Genomic DNA, 15,778 nt, shown 5'->3' on the forward strand with positions numbered 1-15,778 from the left:
GATCACGGCCCTGTTTTGTCCACTATCATACTCTTGGCCCAGCGGCCTGACCACTGGGCCACATCACACTCAGGAGTAATAATGGAACATACATGGCGATGGTACGGCCCGAACGACCCGGTATCACTGGATGATGCGCGTCAGGCGGGTGCGACCGGCATTGTAACGGCGCTGCACCATATCCCTAACGGCGAGGTGTGGCCGGTTGAAGAGATTAAAGCACGCCAGGCCCTAGTGGCTGAAAAAGGTCTGGTCTGGTCGGTGGTCGAAAGTATTCCGGTCCACGAGGCGATCAAAACTCAGCGGGGTGACTACCTTCGCTATATTGCCAATTACCAGCAGTCGATACGCAATCTGGCCGCCTGCGGTATTGATACCGTCTGCTACAACTTCATGCCGGTGCTGGACTGGACGCGCACCGACCTCGCCTGGACGCTGCCAGATGGCGCAAAAGCGCTGCGCTTTGACGCTGACGCGTTTGCTGCCTTTGAGCTTTATCTGCTACAGCGCCCGGGCGCGGAGAAGGATTACAGCGCTGCCGAGCAGCAGGCCGCAGCGCAGCGCTTTTCCACCATGAGCGCAGAAGAGAAAAACACCCTGGTGCGCAATATTATCGCCGGCCTGCCAGGTGCCGAAGAGGGTTACACCCTGGCGCAGTTTCAGGCGCAACTGGCACAGTATGACGGCATTGATAAAGCGAAACTGCGCGAGCATATGGCAACGTTTCTGCGCGCCATCGTGCCGGTTGCGGAAGAAACGGGCGTTAAACTGGCGGTGCATCCGGACGATCCACCGCGTCCTATTCTGGGTCTGCCACGCATTATCTCTACGCAGGAAGATATGCAGTGGCTGAAAGAAACCGTGGACAGTCTGCACAACGGATTCTGCTTCTGTACCGGCTCTTATGGTGTGCGTGCCGATAATGCGCTGGTTGAGATGGCGGAAACCTATGCCGACCGCATCAACTTTGTCCATCTGCGCGCCACGAAGCGCGAAGCTAATCCCGCCAGCTTCCATGAAGCGGCGCATCTGGCGGGCGATGTCGATATGGTCGGCGTGATCAAAGTCATTCTGGCGGAAGAGCAGCGCCGTCGCCGTGCAGGCAACCTGCGGGCAATACCTATGCGTCCCGATCACGGTCATCAGATGCTGGACGACCTGCATAAACGCACGAATCCGGGTTACTCAGCCATTGGACGTCTTAAAGGTCTTGCTGAACTGCGCGGCGTTGAAGTTGCCTTGAAACAGATCTATTTTGCTGATTAAGTCAACGGCTACCCTGTGCCCGATTCTGACGGGCCAGGGTCTCTGCCGGTCGCAATGAGATGTTATCCTCCGCGTTACTTATACCTGCCTGATTTCTGCCGAATACAAATGAAAGCAAAACAACCCCCTCAATTAAGGCTGTGTCGGGTCGATAATTGACCTGAGTCAGTTCTGTTGCTCGCAAAAACGCTAATCTGCCCGACCCGGAGAAATGCTATGCTGCGCAACTGTTCAGCCCCTGCATAAAACGAATAATACTCAGAGGATTCAGCGGTGCCGCTACTGAAACGAAAACGCGACTATGCCAGGCTGGTGATTATTTTCTCCGGTGTGCTGCCTCTGCTTATTGGCCTTTTTTTTACTGCTCTGGATGCGCGCCACACCGTCCAGCAGCAGCAGGTGAATGCAGCCAATACCCTGCTTGCTCAGGCTGAAAGAATGAGCGACAGCGCCTGGGATATGATTAATACGCTGCGCCAGTTTCAGTATCAGCCCTGCAGTCAGATTCAGAATCAGTTACAGCGCATCGGCTCACTGAATCCCTATTTCCGCGCAATCGGTAAAATTGAAGAAAACAGAATTGGCTGTTCGTCAGCGTATGGAACCATGCCGGGTTTACTGAGCGATATGATCATGCGCGATGCGCCAGTCACCGGAAAAGCCTGGTGGAGCCTGTCGATTGCCGGCACCTCTGGTGTACCGGATCGTCCGGCCGTGATTTTTATGCGTGACCTGCCTGATGGCGTGGGATTCTGGGCAGTGGTTGATGGCCAGTATCTGATTGATCTGATGCGCGCTATCAGCAGCACTCACCTTTATCATTTCAGCATGGCATTCAGCGACGGCGCCCCCATCTCGTTTGGTGACCCACAAATTGCTGCATCCGGCTGGTTTGAGCCTCTGATTTATGAGGCCCGTTCAAACCGCTACCCGCTCTCTGTCACTCTGATTGCCTCGCCCACTGAGCTGATCTCTGCCTGGCGTCAGGTGATTTTTATTATCATGCCGATGGCGGCGATATTCTCTGTTCTGCTGATGATGCTGACGGCGAACTGGCTGCAACGGCGCATTTCATGGCGCGATGAGATTCGCCGGGCCATCATCTGCGGCCAGTTCAGGGCGCACTATCAGCCAGTCTATGATAATCGGCTGCAACGCTGTAGCGGTGCAGAGGTGCTGCTCCGCTGGACTACGTCCGACGGTAACGGCGTTCGGCCTGATATTTTTATCGGTGCAGCAGAAGCGGAAGGGATGATTGTGCCGCTGACCCGCCACCTGCTCGATTTGATTGCAGAGGATGTGCAGAGCTGGCAGGTGGATCCCCATTTCCACCTTGCGATTAACGTGGCGGCGGAACATCTGCAGCATCCTGAATTTGTTCGCGATATGCTGCAATTCGCCGACAGGATAAAAGATAAGCAGTTTGTCATCACGCTTGAGCTGACTGAGCGCAGTCTGATTAAAGAGGGTGACGCGGTGGCACGTAAGCTGGAGCAGTTACGCCATGCGGGTATGAAGGTTGCGATTGATGATTTTGGTACCGGCCACTGCTCACTAAGTTACTTACAGACCTTCACGCTGGATTATCTGAAAATCGATCGTGGATTCATTAACGCTATCGAATCGCTGGAAGGCGAGACGCCAGTGCTGGATGCGATCATCAATCTCAGTCACAGTCTGGCGCTAGAAGTGCTGGGTGAAGGTGTGGAAACTGAGCTGCAATTTTGCTATCTCCAACAGCGCGGCGTCGTTTTTATTCAGGGTTTTTATTACGCCCGCCCGATGGATAACACATCGCTGATAGAGTGGCTGGCGCGTCAGGGGGATCAGCGTGTGCTGGCTGACCCGTGTCACGTTTGAACCTCCGCAGCACATCGAAAACCGGGTGACACAGAAACCTAGATTGACAGCCGCGGCTCTTGCGCCAGCCCGTTCACCGAAGAAAAATGTCCAGCCCCGGCCCTCCACACTGAACCGTCGGACAGGGATCCCTCTCCCGTTAAGCGCAAATAAACATCACTTGCGCAAACAATCTGCTGAAAAAAACGGCTGTTGTCACGTAGCGTGATAATTTTTTTGCGGAGCTAAACAGTCATAAAGATTGCCGGAACAGGTCAGCATTAGCTCAAACATGACAGATATCACACAAAAACGGTATACTCTGTCGCTGTTTGCAATAATCACAACAGTAATTATTGTGTTCGCTGGCGCGTAATGAGCGCTTAATTACGGCTATGCTTAAATTTCTCAACGCAGCGGTCTGAACGATTTACCACGGCTCGCGCCGTTGAGGACTTTCGTGTTCCATTACAGGGTAATTCTATGAAATTGCGTAGGAAGCGTGTAAAACCAATTGGGATCAATGATGTCACCATCATTGATGATGCTCGTTTACGTAAAGCCATCACTGCGGCCTCTCTGGGTAACGCAATGGAATGGTTTGACTTCGGTGTGTATGGCTTTGTGGCCTATGCGCTGGGTAAAGTCTTCTTCCCGGATGTATCCCCCAGCATTCAGATGATTGCTGCACTGGCGACGTTCTCTGTGCCCTTCCTGATCCGTCCGTTGGGTGGCCTCTTCTTCGGTATGCTGGGCGACAAATATGGTCGTCAGAAAATCCTCTCCATTACCATTATCATCATGTCGGTCAGTACCTTCTGTATCGGCCTGATACCGTCCTATGCGTCTATCGGCATCTGGGCACCGATTCTGCTGCTGCTTGCGAAGATGGCGCAGGGCTTCTCCGTGGGCGGTGAGTATACCGGCGCCTCAATCTTTGTGGCGGAATATTCGCCTGACCGTAAACGCGGCTTTATGGGAAGCTGGCTCGACTTTGGCTCAATTGCGGGCTTTGTACTCGGTGCGGGCCTGGTCGTGCTGATCTCTTCTGTTATCGGAGAAGCGCGTTTCCTTGAGTGGGGCTGGCGTCTGCCGTTCTTCGTTGCGCTGCCGCTGGGCATTATCGGCCTTTATCTGCGCCATGCGCTGGAGGAGACCCCGGCATTCCAGCAGCATGTGGACAAACTGGAACAGGGTGACCGCGAAGGCCTGCAGGATGGTCCGAAAGTCTCGTTTAAGGAAATTGCAACCAAACACTGGCGCAGCCTGCTTTCCTGTATCGGTCTGGTTATCGCCACCAACGTCACCTACTACATGTTACTGACGTATATGCCGAGTTACCTGTCACATAACCTGCACTACAGCGAAGACCATGGTGTGATGATTATCATCGCTATCATGATTGGTATGCTGTTTGTTCAGCCTGTGATCGGCATGATGAGTGACCGCTTTGGCCGTCGTCCCTTTGTTATCATCGGCAGTATCGCACTGCTGGTCTTCGCCATTCCCGCCTTTATGATGATTAACAGTGGCGTGCTGGGACTGATTTTTGGTGGTCTGCTGCTGATGGCCGTTATTCTTAACTCGTTTACAGGTGTCATGGCCTCGTCGCTGCCTGCGATGTTCCCGACCCATATCCGTTACAGTGCGCTGGCCAGTGCGTTTAACATCTCGGTACTGGTTGCCGGTCTGACACCAACCATAGCTGCCTGGCTGGTTGAAACCACCAATAATCTCTACATGCCAGCCTACTACCTGATGGTGGTAGCGATCATTGGTCTGATTACGGGTCTTTCCATGAAAGAGACGGCAAACAAGCCACTGAAAGGTGCAACACCAGCCGCGTCAGATATGGAAGAAGCGCGCGAAATCCTGCAGGAACATCACGATAACATCGAGAACAAAATCGAAGATATCGATGCAGAGATCGCCCGCCTGGAAGCGAAACGTAAAAACCTGGTGCAGCAGCATCCGGATATCAACGAGTAATCGTTCTGCTCTCCCGCCGCCTGGCGGGAGAGCGCTTTTCCCTCTCTGTTACCGCACACAAACCTTCATCCCTCGCGGTCAAAGGGAGTAAACTGTTGTTACTTTTTTCACCTGCGTAAGAATGAAAATGTCTGATTATTCCCTTATCCAGCGCCCAAGAAGATTGCGCGCCAGCGCCTCAATGCGTGAAATGTTCCAGGAGTCATCCCTGAGCCTGAACGATCTGGCTCTGCCTATCTTTGTTGAAGAAGAAGTCGACGATTACAAAGCGATTCAGGCGATGCCTGGCGTGATGCGTATTCCGGAAAAACGGCTTGCCTATGAGATTGAGCGCATCGCCAAAGCGGGCATCCGCTCGGTGATGACCTTCGGTATTTCTCACCACACTGACGCCACCGGCAGCGATGCCTGGAACGAAAACGGTCTGGTGGCGCGTATGTCGCGCATCTGCAAAGATACCGTACCCGAAATGATTGTGATGTCTGACACCTGCTTCTGTGAATACACCAGCCACGGCCACTGTGGCGTGCTCTGTGATCACGGCGTCGATAACGATGCAACCCTGGCAAACCTGGGCAAGCAGGCCGTTGTTGCCGCCGCAGCCGGTGCAGACTTCATCGCCCCGTCAGCGGCGATGGATGGTCAGGTTGAGGCGATTCGCCGCGCACTTGATGCGGCAGGCTTCACCCAGACCGCCATCATGTCTTATTCCACCAAATTCGCTTCATCGTTTTACGGCCCGTTCCGTGAAGCGGCCGGAACGGCGCTGAAAGGCGACCGTAAAACCTACCAGATGAACCCGATGAACCGTCGGGAAGCGATCCGTGAATCGTTGCTTGATGCGGCGCAGGGCGCGGATTCATTGATGGTGAAACCGGCAGGCGCATATCTGGATATTCTGCGCGATATCCGCGAACGCACCGAATTGCCGCTGGCGGCTTATCAGGTGAGTGGCGAATACGCGATGATTAAATTTGCCGCACAGGCCGGTGCCATTGATGAACGCAATGTGGTGCTGGAAAGCCTCGGTGCGATTAAACGCGCCGGGGCAGACCTCATTTTCAGCTATTTCGCCCTTGATCTCGCCGAACAAAAAGTGCTCTGATCCCCTCCTCATAAAGAGCGTGGTCGCTGTATCACGCTCTTCATCGCTGTTAGGCACACACCAGAACCTGGCTTCAGCTAAAAACCAAAGGGCTCTGTGATGAAAGCACCTGAAATCGCCGCCGACGAGGCACAACGTTTATCGCAGTTGCGTGCGCTGAACATAATGAATACGCCAGCGGAAGAACGATTTGATCGTTTAACTCGCCTGGCGCGCCGCTTGTATGACGTGCCTATCGCGTTAGTCAGTCTGCTGGAAGAAGACCATCAGTGGTTTAAATCTGCACAGGGTTATGCGCCTACCGGATCGCCGCGAAATATCTCGTTTTGCGGCCACGCTATCCTGCAGGATGAAATCATGATCGTTGAAGATGCGTTACAGGATGAACGTTTTCATGATAATCCGCTGGTGACTGGCGAACCACACATTCGCTTTTATGCGGGCTGTCCGCTGCGTGCGCCGGGCGGTGCCAAAATGGGTACGCTCTGTATTATTGGTCGTGAGCCGCGTCAGTTTAATGAAGAGGATCAGGCCACCATGCGCGATCTCGCCGCCATGGCTGAAGCGGAGTTGATCGCCTTTCAGACGGCTACCTGTGATGAACTGACGCAGATTACCAATCGTCGCGGTTTTATGACGCTCGGGCAGATGGTGCTTAATGAGTGCCAGAGGAAAAACCGTCCCGCCTGTCTGACCTTTCTCGATCTCGACAAGTTTAAGCAGATCAATGACACGCTGGGCCATCGCGAAGGCGATCGCGCCCTGATGGACTTTGCCAATGCGATGAAGGTGGCGTTCAAACATTCCGACCTGTTTGCCCGCCTGGGCGGCGATGAGTTTGTGGTGCTGTTTGATGGCCTGCAGCAGCAGCAGAGTAAAGCGCTGCTCATGCAGTTCGACCATTATCTGCACCAGCAGTCAATCAGCCTGAACCGACGTTACCGCCTGCAGTTCTCTTCCGGCGTGGTGGAATTTGACCCAGCCAATCCACAATCGCTGGAACAATTGCTGCACGACAGCGATAAACAGATGTATCTGACTAAAAATCAGAAACGCATTGCCGTGTAAGGTCAGGCGCCGCAGCGCCTGAGGGTTCAGGGACGGGCCAGATCGTCGAGCAGCGTCTGATTAAACTTAGCCGGATCTTCCATTTGTGGTGCATGCCCCATGCCAGGAAATTCAATTAAGCGCGCGCCCGGGATACGTTTAGCCGCCTCTTTTCCCAGCACCGCATAATCACCTAATCGGGCTTTCACCTCCGCCGGTGCGATATCACTGCCAATGGCCGTGGTATCTGACGTACCGATTATCAGAGTGGTCGGCACCCTGAGATCGCCGAACTCATAAAACACCGGTTGAGTGAAGATCATGTCGTAGATTAAGGCGGAGTTCCACGCTACTTTCTGATGGCCCGGCCCGCTGTTTAGTCCGGCCAGCATATCGACCCACTTGTCATATTCGGGTTTCCAGCGCCCGACATAGTAAGTCTGCTGTTCATACTTCTTAATGCCCGCCGCGCTGAGTTTGAGTTCGCGCTGATACCACTGATCCACCGGGCGCCACGGTGCACCTTTGGCTTTCCAGTCCTCCAGCCCTATCGGGTTAACCAGTACCAGCTTCTGCGTCTGCGCCGGGTACATCAACGCATAACGCGTTGCCAGCATCCCGCCGGTTGAATGACCGACAATGACCGCCTTCTCCACTCCCAGCCGAGCAAGCAGCTGATGGGTGTTCTCTGCCAGTTGCTGAAAACTGTATTGATAGCTGGCGGGCTTGGTCGAGCTGCAGAAGCCAATCTGGTCGGGCGCGATAACGCGATATCCCTGCTGACTCAGTGCACGAATCGTCTCTTCCCAGGTCGCGCCACAGAAGTTTTTACCGTGCATCAGCACCACCGTTTTGCCGTTGGCGCGTTGCACCGGTTTGACATCCATAAAGCCCATGCTCAGCGGTTGCTGCTGAGACTGAAAGTCAAAATGCTGCAGAGGATAGGGATATTGAAACCCCTCCAGCTGTTCGCCATACACAGACGCAGCATGGGCAGGTGCATGAGCAAATAAGGCCAGCGAGGTGAGCAAGGCGGCAAGCGGTTTTTTCAGCGCGTATGTCGGGCTCATCCGGGGGTACTCCATGTTAAAGGTGAGTCGTAAGCCTGGCATGTCATTGTGAAAAATCTATTGCCAGGCGGTGCTATCACGTTAATAACACGACGGCTGCCAGGATTCATCAGGAGGTGGTCAGCGGCATAGCGCCTGATTTAATTTTTATCTGCCAGATATCAATCATCTATATTTCCTAACAGATTTATCACAATTCATCTTATTTAATAAAAAACGGCTGTTCAGATGCATAATATCAGGAGATAAAAACTCAAAACCTGAAAATGTTTACGCAAAGAATAAGAACATTAAGGTAGATTTTTCACATTCGTGATGAATTTAACCGTGGAGTCGCTATGAGCGAAAATAAATATAATGAAGGCGTAATCATCTCTGTCACTGAATGGATTAATAATAATCTTGACCAGCGCCTGAGTGTTCATGATATTGCCATAAAGGCAGGTTACTCCAGATGGTATTTACAGAAACTCTTTGCCCGTTACCATAATGAAACACTGGCGCGTTATATTCGTAAGAGAAAACTTAACGCCAGCATTCATGATTTAAAAAACAGCCAGACACCTATTATCACTCTGGCACTGAAATACCACTTCGAAAGCCAGCAATCTTTTACCCGCTCTTTTAAACAGATTATGGGTTGCACGCCGAGCACCTGTCGCAAACGTCAGATGAACGACAAGGCGAAAAAGCAGCTGGCTGAGGTAGCGCATCCCTGTACCTTATGCAGCTTTGTGCGTGCGGAAAGTATAAAGCCGGATGATGGCGTAACAGTCCGGCCTGTTACGCACTTCACGCGCGGATATGCGCAGGCAGAGCCTTTACGCGACAGGGGTTAATCAGCCTTCATCCGGCTGATAATATTGCACGCCAATCTGAATACGCTCACGTCCCTGGGCGACGCGATGACGATTGGTGTCGCGCAGTGAATAGACACAGCCACAATATTCCTGCTGATAAAAACTTTCGCGCTTACTGATTTCAATCATGCGCGAAGACCCACCGCCTTTACGCCAGTTAAAATCCCAGTACATCAGATCCGGATATGCTGACGCGGCGCGGAGACCACAGCTGTTAATCTGCTTCATATCTTTCCAGCGTGAGATCCCCAGGCAACTGGTCATCACCGGGAAGCCGTTCTCATGGGCATAGAGTGCCGTACGCTCAAAACGCATATCAAAGCACATGGTGCAGCGCTCACCCCGTTCCGGCGACCACTCCAGCCCGCGCGCGCGCTCAAACCAGTTATCCCGGTCATAGTCCGCATCCACAAACGGCACACCAAATTTTTCGGCAAAGCGAATATTCTCCTCTTTTCGCAGCTCATACTCTTTGAGCGGGTGAATATTCGGGTTGTAAAAATAGATGGTGTATTCAATACCGGATGCCAGCATCGCTTCCATCACTTCACCCGAACAGGGTGCGCAACAGGAGTGCAGCAGGACTTTTTTATGACCGCCCGGCAGCGGCAGCGGCTGACGCTGGAAAGGTTCAGACATAAGCACCTTCAATCAATGGCTGAAAAGCAGCAGTGTAATGCTGCAAGCAGTCAGTTGCAAAACGGGTCTGATATGCCTCGTTTGGTGTAATCGTGCTTCATCCGCCCTTTTGCCCTGCAGTGCCAACCCGCTGATCTTCGATGTTTTCTTTTTAGCGTAATGCTGTGCAGCACGGGTGATGGCCAGAAGTGTGATCGTCACCACACTGGCATCAGCTATGTTTACATAACATTAACAATATTGACATTGAATCGCCTCAAGGAGACTCGCATGGTCGCGACAAAAAAATCGGGAAGTCAGCAGAACCGCTTTACGTGGTTCGTCTGTTTTATGGCTGCGCTGTCAGGCCTGCTGTTTGGTCTGGATATCGGTGTCATTGCCGGTGCCTTACCGTTTCTGGCAAAGGATTTGCAGATAACTAACCATCAGCAGGAGTGGGTGGTGAGTTCAATGATGTTCGGCGCGGCGCTGGGTGCGCTGGCGGCGGGCTGGATGTCATCAAAGCTGGGACGCAAGAAAAGTATGCTGGCAGGCGCAACGCTGTTTGTGATTGGCTCGCTGTGGTCAGCGTTCTCCCCGGATGTCGAGTCACTGGTCTGCGCCCGCGTGATGCTGGGTCTGGCGGTGGGCATCGCCTCTTATACCGCGCCATTGTACCTGGCAGAGATTGCGCCGGAACGTATTCGTGGTTCGATGATTTCCATGTACCAGCTGATGCTGACCACCGGCATCGTGGTGGCTTATCTCTCTGATACTGCGTTCAGCTACAGCGGCAACTGGCGTGGGATGCTCGGTGTTATCGCCATCCCAGCGGTGATTCTGTTTATCGGCGTGCTGTTCCTGCCTAACAGTCCGCGCTGGCTGGCAGCACATGGGCGTTTTAACGAAGCACAGCGGGTACTGGATCGGTTACGGAACAGCAGCGAACAGGCCCGCGAGGAGCTGGAAGAGATCCGTGAAAGCCTGCAGGTGAAGCAGCGTGGCTGGTCGCTTTTCCGCTCTAACGGTAATTTCCGCCGTGCGGTATGGCTGGGCATGCTGCTGCAGGTGATGCAGCAGTTTACCGGCATGAATGTTGTGATGTATTACGCCCCTAAAATCTTCAATATTGCCGGCTTCTCCAGCACCAGTGAGCAGATGTGGGGTACGGTGATTGTCGGGCTGGTCAACATGCTGGCTACGCTGATTGCGATTTTCTTTGTTGATCGCTGGGGTCGCAAACCGATGCTTACCACCAGTTTTCTGGTGATGGCAGTCGGCATGGGCGTACTGGGCACGCTGCTGCATATTGGCGTTGAAACAGATTTCCGCAAATACTTTGCTATAGCGATGCTGCTGATGTTTATCGTCGGCTTCGCGATGGCGGCCGGACCGGTGATCTGGCTACTCTGCTCAGAAATTCAGCCGCTGAAAGGACGTGACTTCGGCATTACCGCCTCCACCACCACGAACTGGGTCGGTAATATGATTGTGGGTGCGACCTTCCTGACCATGCTTGATCAGCTGGGGAATGCCAATACCTTCTGGCTCTACGGCGCGCTTAATCTGGTGTTTATCGTGCTGACGATGATGCTGGTTCCCGAGACCAAACATGTGACGCTGGAGCACATTGAACGCAATCTGATGAAAGGCAAAGCACTACGTGACATCGGGGCGTAACCGCCCCGTATCAACTTACCATTGCAGCTGCTGGCCGGCGTAATCGACATAGTGATGACCACCACGACCGCGCCAGTGGGTCAGTTGCCGGACGATACCGGCCGCACTCTCTTCTGCTGTCAGTGGCGCACTCTCGCCACCCATATCTGTTTTCACCCAGCCGGGGTGCAGCGTCAGCAGCGTCCCGCTCTGCGCGTCCACTGCCGGAGTCAGTGTACGGCTCAGCATATTCAGGGCGGCTTTGCTGGCCGAATAAATCGGCATCTGCGCCTGCGGGTTTTCATTCAGGCTGCCGAGCTGAGATGAGGTCAGCGCCAGCACGCCTTCCGGCTTCAACAGCGGCAGCAAAATCTCTGCGCTGCGAACCGGCGCTATTGCGTTGGTCAGGAACAGCTGCGCCAGATCCTGATCGTCACTCTGCGACAGCTTCTGGTGTGAAGGCCCGGAAATCCCGGCGTTAATCAGAATCGCATCGAACGTTTTGCCACTGAGCTGGCTGGCAAGCTGCTGAACCACCGATGAGTGCGTCATATCCAGCGCATGCCAGTGAATGTCTGGCTTGTTACCCTGCTCTGGAATGCCACTGCGATGCGTAGCCGTAACCTGCCAGCCCTCACCCGCAAACGCCTGTGCCACCGCCAGCCCGATACCGCGCGAAGCACCAATAATCAGAACCTCTTTTTGCTGAGCCATATTCACTCCTCGTTGATTGTCTCACTACAAGCTTAACGGGTATTCCGCCAGGAGAGCGGCCCGCTGTGCTTTTTAGCCTGGCGACCGCACGGTCGGTAAAAACCTTGCGGCACAACGCTGATGATGGTTTTCCATCATTAAATTGCTTTATCTTTTACTTTTAACCGGTTAGAAGAGATAAATAGTCTGGCAGGCAGCAGTTAATCGCCATTTTTCCCGTGGAGTCTGAATGAAAAAGCTCACCTTAGAGGTGGTGGCAAAAATGGCGGGTGTCGGGATTGCGACGGTCGATCGTGTGCTGAACGAACGCGGCGGCGTGTCACTGGAGACCAGCCGTAAAGTCCTGAAAGCCGCGCGCGAAGTGGGATTGAAGCGTCTGCTGCCAGAAGAGTACCAGCATCCCTGGCAAATTGAGGTGTTCCTCAGTAATAACGGCTCCTCCTTTTTTCAGCAGCTTACTACCCATTTCAGCGAAGTCGCCAGCCAGCTTGGCTATCGTCGCCTGAAACTGCATAAAACTCTGGTGGCCGAGGCACAGCCTGAGCAGCTGGCGCAAAGTATTATCGCCCGCAGCAGCACGCGCGACGGCATCATTGTCTTTGCACATGATTCACCGCCCATCTACCGGGCGCTAGCGCTGTGCCGCAGCCGCAATGTGCCGGTGATTACCATCGTTACCGATCTGCCTGATGCCGACCGCTTATGTCATGTCGGCATTGACCAGTATCAGGCCGGACGCACCGCGGGATTACTGATGAGTAAAACGGTGAATCAGCCCGGCGACATTCTAATGGTCAGTGGCCGCTTCGATTATCGCGCCCACCGTCAGCGCATTGACGGATTCCGGGAGGCCATGGCGCAGCGCGCCCCCCAGCGTCATCTGCGTGAGGTGCTGTCGGGTCAGGATCAGCGGGAGACAATCCGCAGCGTGCTGGCCCGCAACCTGCAACCGTCGCAGATGATTGCAGGGGTCTACAACACTGGCATGGGCAATACTGTTGTCAGCGACACACTACGCGCCCACCAGTTGCTGGGTAAATGCACCTATATCACTCATGAACTTTATGATGTGACACGTAAGCTACTGATAAATGATGAAGTGGCATTCACCCTGGATCAGCATGCTCAACAACATGCCCGGCTGGCGATTGATTTGATGCTAAGTCATCTGGAAACCGGCTCTCAACCGGATGTGTATCAGGCGGGAAAAGTCGCGTTCAGGCTGTTTACGGCGGAAAATATGACGTGAGGGGATCGGTTTCCCCTGATGATGTCACATCATCAGGGGAAACCGATCGAGCTTTTAACCCGCTGCATCGCGGCTTTTATCGTCCGGGCTGTCCGCGTCGTCACTACCCTGACTCTTCTCCACTTCCTGCGGATGCCCCATTGAAAGTGCGGCAGCACTGGCGGGATCAAACAGTGACAGACTCTCGATCTGGTCAACCATGATCACTTTGCGGAATGACATCGCATCTTTGGGTTTCGAGTCGAGCGTGATGTCATGCTCGGCGTACCACTTGCTGTAGTTATGTTCCACCGCCAGCTTCAGTGTTTTGCTGTCGCGGTATCCGCTGAGCATCGGGATCAGCACGATGTTTTTGGTGCTCTCATATTCAAACGTCGAGGCATGAATCATGCCGATGTAAATGCGGCGCGACTTCATCGTAATCCACGCGAGTTCGCCCTCTTCCATGCACTGAAACAGCAGTTGTTCCACGCCGTTGGAGCGTGACAGTTGCTGATAAAGGTCTTTACGGCCCGATACGTTCAGCCGTGCACTGCCCGCCCAGTTTGAGCGATACAGGCAGAGCAGAATGGCAAAAGCGAGCATGATCACAACTGGTGCCTGAATCCCCAGGAAACTCCAGTTCATAAACTCGACCTGCCACTTCAGATGCACGCCGGGGATCATCTGGACGGCATTCGCGATGCCGGAGATACAGAGCAGTACCAACCAGATGATGCCGGTGGCGAAGACACCCTGCAGAACAAAAATACAGCCGTAGAGCGCCACCAGGAAATAGACATCCCAGCCCGACGAGCGACGGATTTTAAAGCGGCTATTTAAATCGCGGCTGGTGTACCAGTAACCACTCACCATTAACACCATAAATATTGCGGTACCCACCTTATACTCCCTTTAAGGTATTCACGTGCCGGGCAAAATCTTCGTGGACTTCCTCGCTCAGCGTGTTGACTGAAATATTGCCGTTCTCATCAATAATGATGCGCTCACCTTCAGCAATTGAGTCGTTGATATCCTGACGGGTCATAATCTGCAGAAACTTATCGGGACTGGCAAAGACCGACTTAATAAATTTGAACATAGCGATCCCATTGTTGGCCTGAAAAGTGAAGTATGTGACCGAATCGACACTCTCGCCTGTTTAATTTCGGGTGAAATTTCTTAAAATCAATAAATTAGCGAAGCGGCAATCGCCTGTTAAAAGCCGATTTCCGCAGAAATCTTCAACGTAACCAGCAGCCTGCCGTCAAAAACATCCTGTTCAGACTCGTCTGGTCTGCAATAACGCTGGCTCACCTCACCGGCGGAAAAGGCTAAGCTCAATGGTTAGCCCTTTTCTGTCACCCTGTCTGAAACGCATCGAGGAAGGTTTGCATGAAACAACGAACACTGGGCCGTACCGGTCAGCGCGTCTCTGAAATTGGCTTTGGCGCATGGGCCATTGGCGGAACCTGGGGAGAAGTGAGCATGGAGGATGCCAAAGCCGCGCTGAATGCTGCGCTGGATGCAGGCATCACCTTTATTGATACCGCCGATGTCTATGGCGATGGCCGCTCCGAAAAAATTATTGCAGAGGTGCTGAATCAGCGCGGCGGTGAACGCCCGTTTGTGGCCACTAAGCTGGGGCGTCGCCTGTCACCGCACGTGGCTGAAGGCTACAACGCCGAAAACCTCAACGCCTTTATCGATCGCTCACGGGAAAATCTGCAGACCGACACGCTGGATCTGGTGCAGCTGCATTGCCCACCGACGGAGGTTTACTACAACCCGGACGTGTTTGCGGTGATGGATGAGATGGTCGCCGCCGGAAAAATCCGTCACTACGGCGTCTCCGTTGAGAAAGTCGAGGAAGGCCTGAAAGCGCTGGCATTTCCAAACGTCTCGTCGATTCAGCTGATCTACAACATTTTCCGTCAGCGTCCGGCGGAACTGCTGTTGCGTGAAGCGAAACGCCGTGATGTGGCGATCATTGCCCGTGTGCCGCTGGCTTCAGGCCTGCTGACCGGCAAAATGCGCGCTGACAGCGTGTTTGCCGCTGACGACCATCGCACCTTTAACCGTAATGGCGAAGCGTTTGATAAAGGCGAGACCTTCTCCGGCGTGCCTTATGAGGTGGCACTGGAGGCGGTAGAGGAGATTCGCCGCTTTGTTACGGGCGACACCACCATGGCGATGTTTGCACTGCGCTGGATCCTGATGAACGAAGATGTCAGCGTGGTCATTCCTGGCGCGAAAAATCGCGAGCAGGCTGAAGCCAATGCCCGCGCCAGCGACGTCGATGCGCTCTCTGAGGATACGATGGCGGCGCTGAAGCAGATCTATCAGGAGAAGATTGCGCCGCACGTGCATCAGCGCTGGTAAA

14 protein-coding genes are annotated in these 15,778 nt (G+C 53.6%); 9 read left to right on the plus strand and 5 right to left on the minus strand.

Annotated features, from left to right (window positions below):
- Positions 1-81: 81 nt before the first annotated feature.
- The 5 genes from uxuA (at position 82) to P2R09_RS15705 (ending at position 7,267) form a co-directional block, all read left to right on the plus strand.
- A complete protein-coding gene (gene uxuA / locus P2R09_RS15685) occupies positions 82-1,266 on the plus strand; it encodes a mannonate dehydratase (protein ID WP_275771089.1) in 1,185 nt (394 codons plus the stop codon).
- Between the two features lie 273 nt (positions 1,267-1,539).
- Entirely contained in the window at positions 1,540-3,126 is a 1,587-nt protein-coding gene (locus P2R09_RS15690) for an EAL domain-containing protein (RefSeq protein WP_275771090.1), read from the plus strand.
- A 462-nt stretch (positions 3,127-3,588) separates the two neighbouring features.
- Entirely contained in the window at positions 3,589-5,094 is a 1,506-nt protein-coding gene (proP, locus tag P2R09_RS15695; RefSeq protein WP_275771092.1) for a glycine betaine/L-proline transporter ProP, read from the plus strand.
- A gap of 127 nt (positions 5,095-5,221) precedes the next feature.
- Positions 5,222-6,199 (plus strand): porphobilinogen synthase, encoded by a 978-nt coding sequence (hemB, locus tag P2R09_RS15700; RefSeq protein ID WP_033734324.1) that lies wholly within the window; start codon positions 5,222-5,224, stop codon positions 6,197-6,199.
- A 99-nt stretch (positions 6,200-6,298) separates the two neighbouring features.
- Positions 6,299-7,267: a sensor domain-containing diguanylate cyclase gene (locus P2R09_RS15705; RefSeq protein ID WP_275771094.1), complete on the plus strand. Its 969-nt coding sequence runs from the start codon at positions 6,299-6,301 to the stop codon at positions 7,265-7,267.
- A 26-nt stretch (positions 7,268-7,293) separates the two neighbouring features.
- On the opposite strand, the gene P2R09_RS15710 is transcribed toward P2R09_RS15705, so the two are convergent.
- Positions 7,294-8,316, minus strand: coding sequence for an alpha/beta hydrolase (locus P2R09_RS15710; protein WP_275771095.1), 1,023 nt, complete (start codon positions 8,314-8,316; stop codon positions 7,294-7,296).
- Between the two features lie 338 nt (positions 8,317-8,654).
- Here P2R09_RS15710 and P2R09_RS15715 point away from each other — a divergent pair, with 338 nt between their 5' ends.
- Entirely contained in the window at positions 8,655-9,155 is a 501-nt protein-coding gene (locus tag P2R09_RS15715) for a helix-turn-helix domain-containing protein (RefSeq protein ID WP_275771096.1), read from the plus strand.
- Here the strand turns inward: P2R09_RS15715 and P2R09_RS15720 are convergent, their stop codons facing one another.
- The gene (locus P2R09_RS15720; protein WP_275771099.1) at positions 9,156-9,815 is read right to left on the minus strand and encodes an epoxyqueuosine reductase QueH; all 660 of its coding nucleotides are present in this window, start codon (positions 9,813-9,815) and stop codon (positions 9,156-9,158) included.
- Between the two features lie 270 nt (positions 9,816-10,085).
- Here P2R09_RS15720 and P2R09_RS15725 point away from each other — a divergent pair, with 270 nt between their 5' ends.
- Positions 10,086-11,474 carry a sugar porter family MFS transporter gene (locus tag P2R09_RS15725; RefSeq protein ID WP_003852145.1) on the plus strand — a complete coding sequence of 463 codons (1,389 nt, stop codon included), beginning with the start codon at positions 10,086-10,088 and terminating at the stop codon, positions 11,472-11,474.
- Between the two features lie 15 nt (positions 11,475-11,489).
- Here P2R09_RS15725 and P2R09_RS15730 read toward each other — a convergent pair whose 3' ends face one another.
- Positions 11,490-12,167 (minus strand): SDR family oxidoreductase, encoded by a 678-nt coding sequence (locus P2R09_RS15730; RefSeq protein ID WP_275771100.1) that lies wholly within the window; start codon positions 12,165-12,167, stop codon positions 11,490-11,492.
- Between the two features lie 229 nt (positions 12,168-12,396).
- Between P2R09_RS15730 and P2R09_RS15735 the strand changes: the two genes are divergently transcribed.
- The gene (locus P2R09_RS15735; protein WP_275771101.1) at positions 12,397-13,416 is read left to right on the plus strand and encodes a LacI family DNA-binding transcriptional regulator; all 1,020 of its coding nucleotides are present in this window, start codon (positions 12,397-12,399) and stop codon (positions 13,414-13,416) included.
- 54 nt (positions 13,417-13,470) lie between these two features.
- On the opposite strand, the gene P2R09_RS15740 is transcribed toward P2R09_RS15735, so the two are convergent.
- Both P2R09_RS15740 and P2R09_RS15745 read right to left on the minus strand, forming a co-directional pair.
- Positions 13,471-14,298, minus strand: a complete 828-nt coding sequence (locus tag P2R09_RS15740) for a hypothetical protein (protein ID WP_275771102.1) — start codon at positions 14,296-14,298, stop codon at positions 13,471-13,473.
- Position 14,299: 1 nt separating this feature from the next.
- On the minus strand, positions 14,300-14,497 hold the full coding sequence (locus P2R09_RS15745; protein ID WP_003852137.1) for a hypothetical protein: 198 nt from the start codon (positions 14,495-14,497) through the stop codon (positions 14,300-14,302).
- A 293-nt stretch (positions 14,498-14,790) separates the two neighbouring features.
- Here P2R09_RS15745 and P2R09_RS15750 point away from each other — a divergent pair, with 293 nt between their 5' ends.
- Positions 14,791-15,777 carry an aldo/keto reductase gene (locus tag P2R09_RS15750; protein WP_003852133.1) on the plus strand — a complete coding sequence of 329 codons (987 nt, stop codon included), beginning with the start codon at positions 14,791-14,793 and terminating at the stop codon, positions 15,775-15,777.
- Position 15,778: the final 1 nt, after the last annotated feature.

This window comes from Pantoea sp. Cr_R13 (assembly GCF_029222565.1).
Lineage (GTDB): Bacteria > Pseudomonadota > Gammaproteobacteria > Enterobacterales > Enterobacteriaceae > Pantoea > Pantoea eucalypti.

Excerpts from the sequence above, each read along its gene's own strand:
- uxuA (WP_275771089.1), top strand. The coding sequence starts at position 82 with ATGGAACATACATGGCGATGGTACGGCCCGAACGACCCGGTATCACTG.
- proP (WP_275771092.1), top strand. The coding sequence starts at position 3,589 with ATGAAATTGCGTAGGAAGCGTGTAAAACCAATTGGGATCAATGATGTC.
- hemB (WP_033734324.1), top strand. The coding sequence starts at position 5,222 with ATGTCTGATTATTCCCTTATCCAGCGCCCAAGAAGATTGCGCGCCAGC.
- P2R09_RS15705 (WP_275771094.1), top strand. The coding sequence starts at position 6,299 with ATGAAAGCACCTGAAATCGCCGCCGACGAGGCACAACGTTTATCGCAG.
- P2R09_RS15710 (WP_275771095.1), bottom strand. The coding sequence starts at position 8,316 with ATGAGCCCGACATACGCGCTGAAAAAACCGCTTGCCGCCTTGCTCACC.
- P2R09_RS15715 (WP_275771096.1), top strand. The coding sequence starts at position 8,655 with ATGAGCGAAAATAAATATAATGAAGGCGTAATCATCTCTGTCACTGAA.
- P2R09_RS15720 (WP_275771099.1), bottom strand. The coding sequence starts at position 9,815 with ATGTCTGAACCTTTCCAGCGTCAGCCGCTGCCGCTGCCGGGCGGTCAT.
- P2R09_RS15725 (WP_003852145.1), top strand. The coding sequence starts at position 10,086 with ATGGTCGCGACAAAAAAATCGGGAAGTCAGCAGAACCGCTTTACGTGG.
- P2R09_RS15730 (WP_275771100.1), bottom strand. The coding sequence starts at position 12,167 with ATGGCTCAGCAAAAAGAGGTTCTGATTATTGGTGCTTCGCGCGGTATC.
- P2R09_RS15735 (WP_275771101.1), top strand. The coding sequence starts at position 12,397 with ATGAAAAAGCTCACCTTAGAGGTGGTGGCAAAAATGGCGGGTGTCGGG.
- P2R09_RS15745 (WP_003852137.1), bottom strand. The coding sequence starts at position 14,497 with ATGTTCAAATTTATTAAGTCGGTCTTTGCCAGTCCCGATAAGTTTCTG.
- P2R09_RS15750 (WP_003852133.1), top strand. The coding sequence starts at position 14,791 with ATGAAACAACGAACACTGGGCCGTACCGGTCAGCGCGTCTCTGAAATT.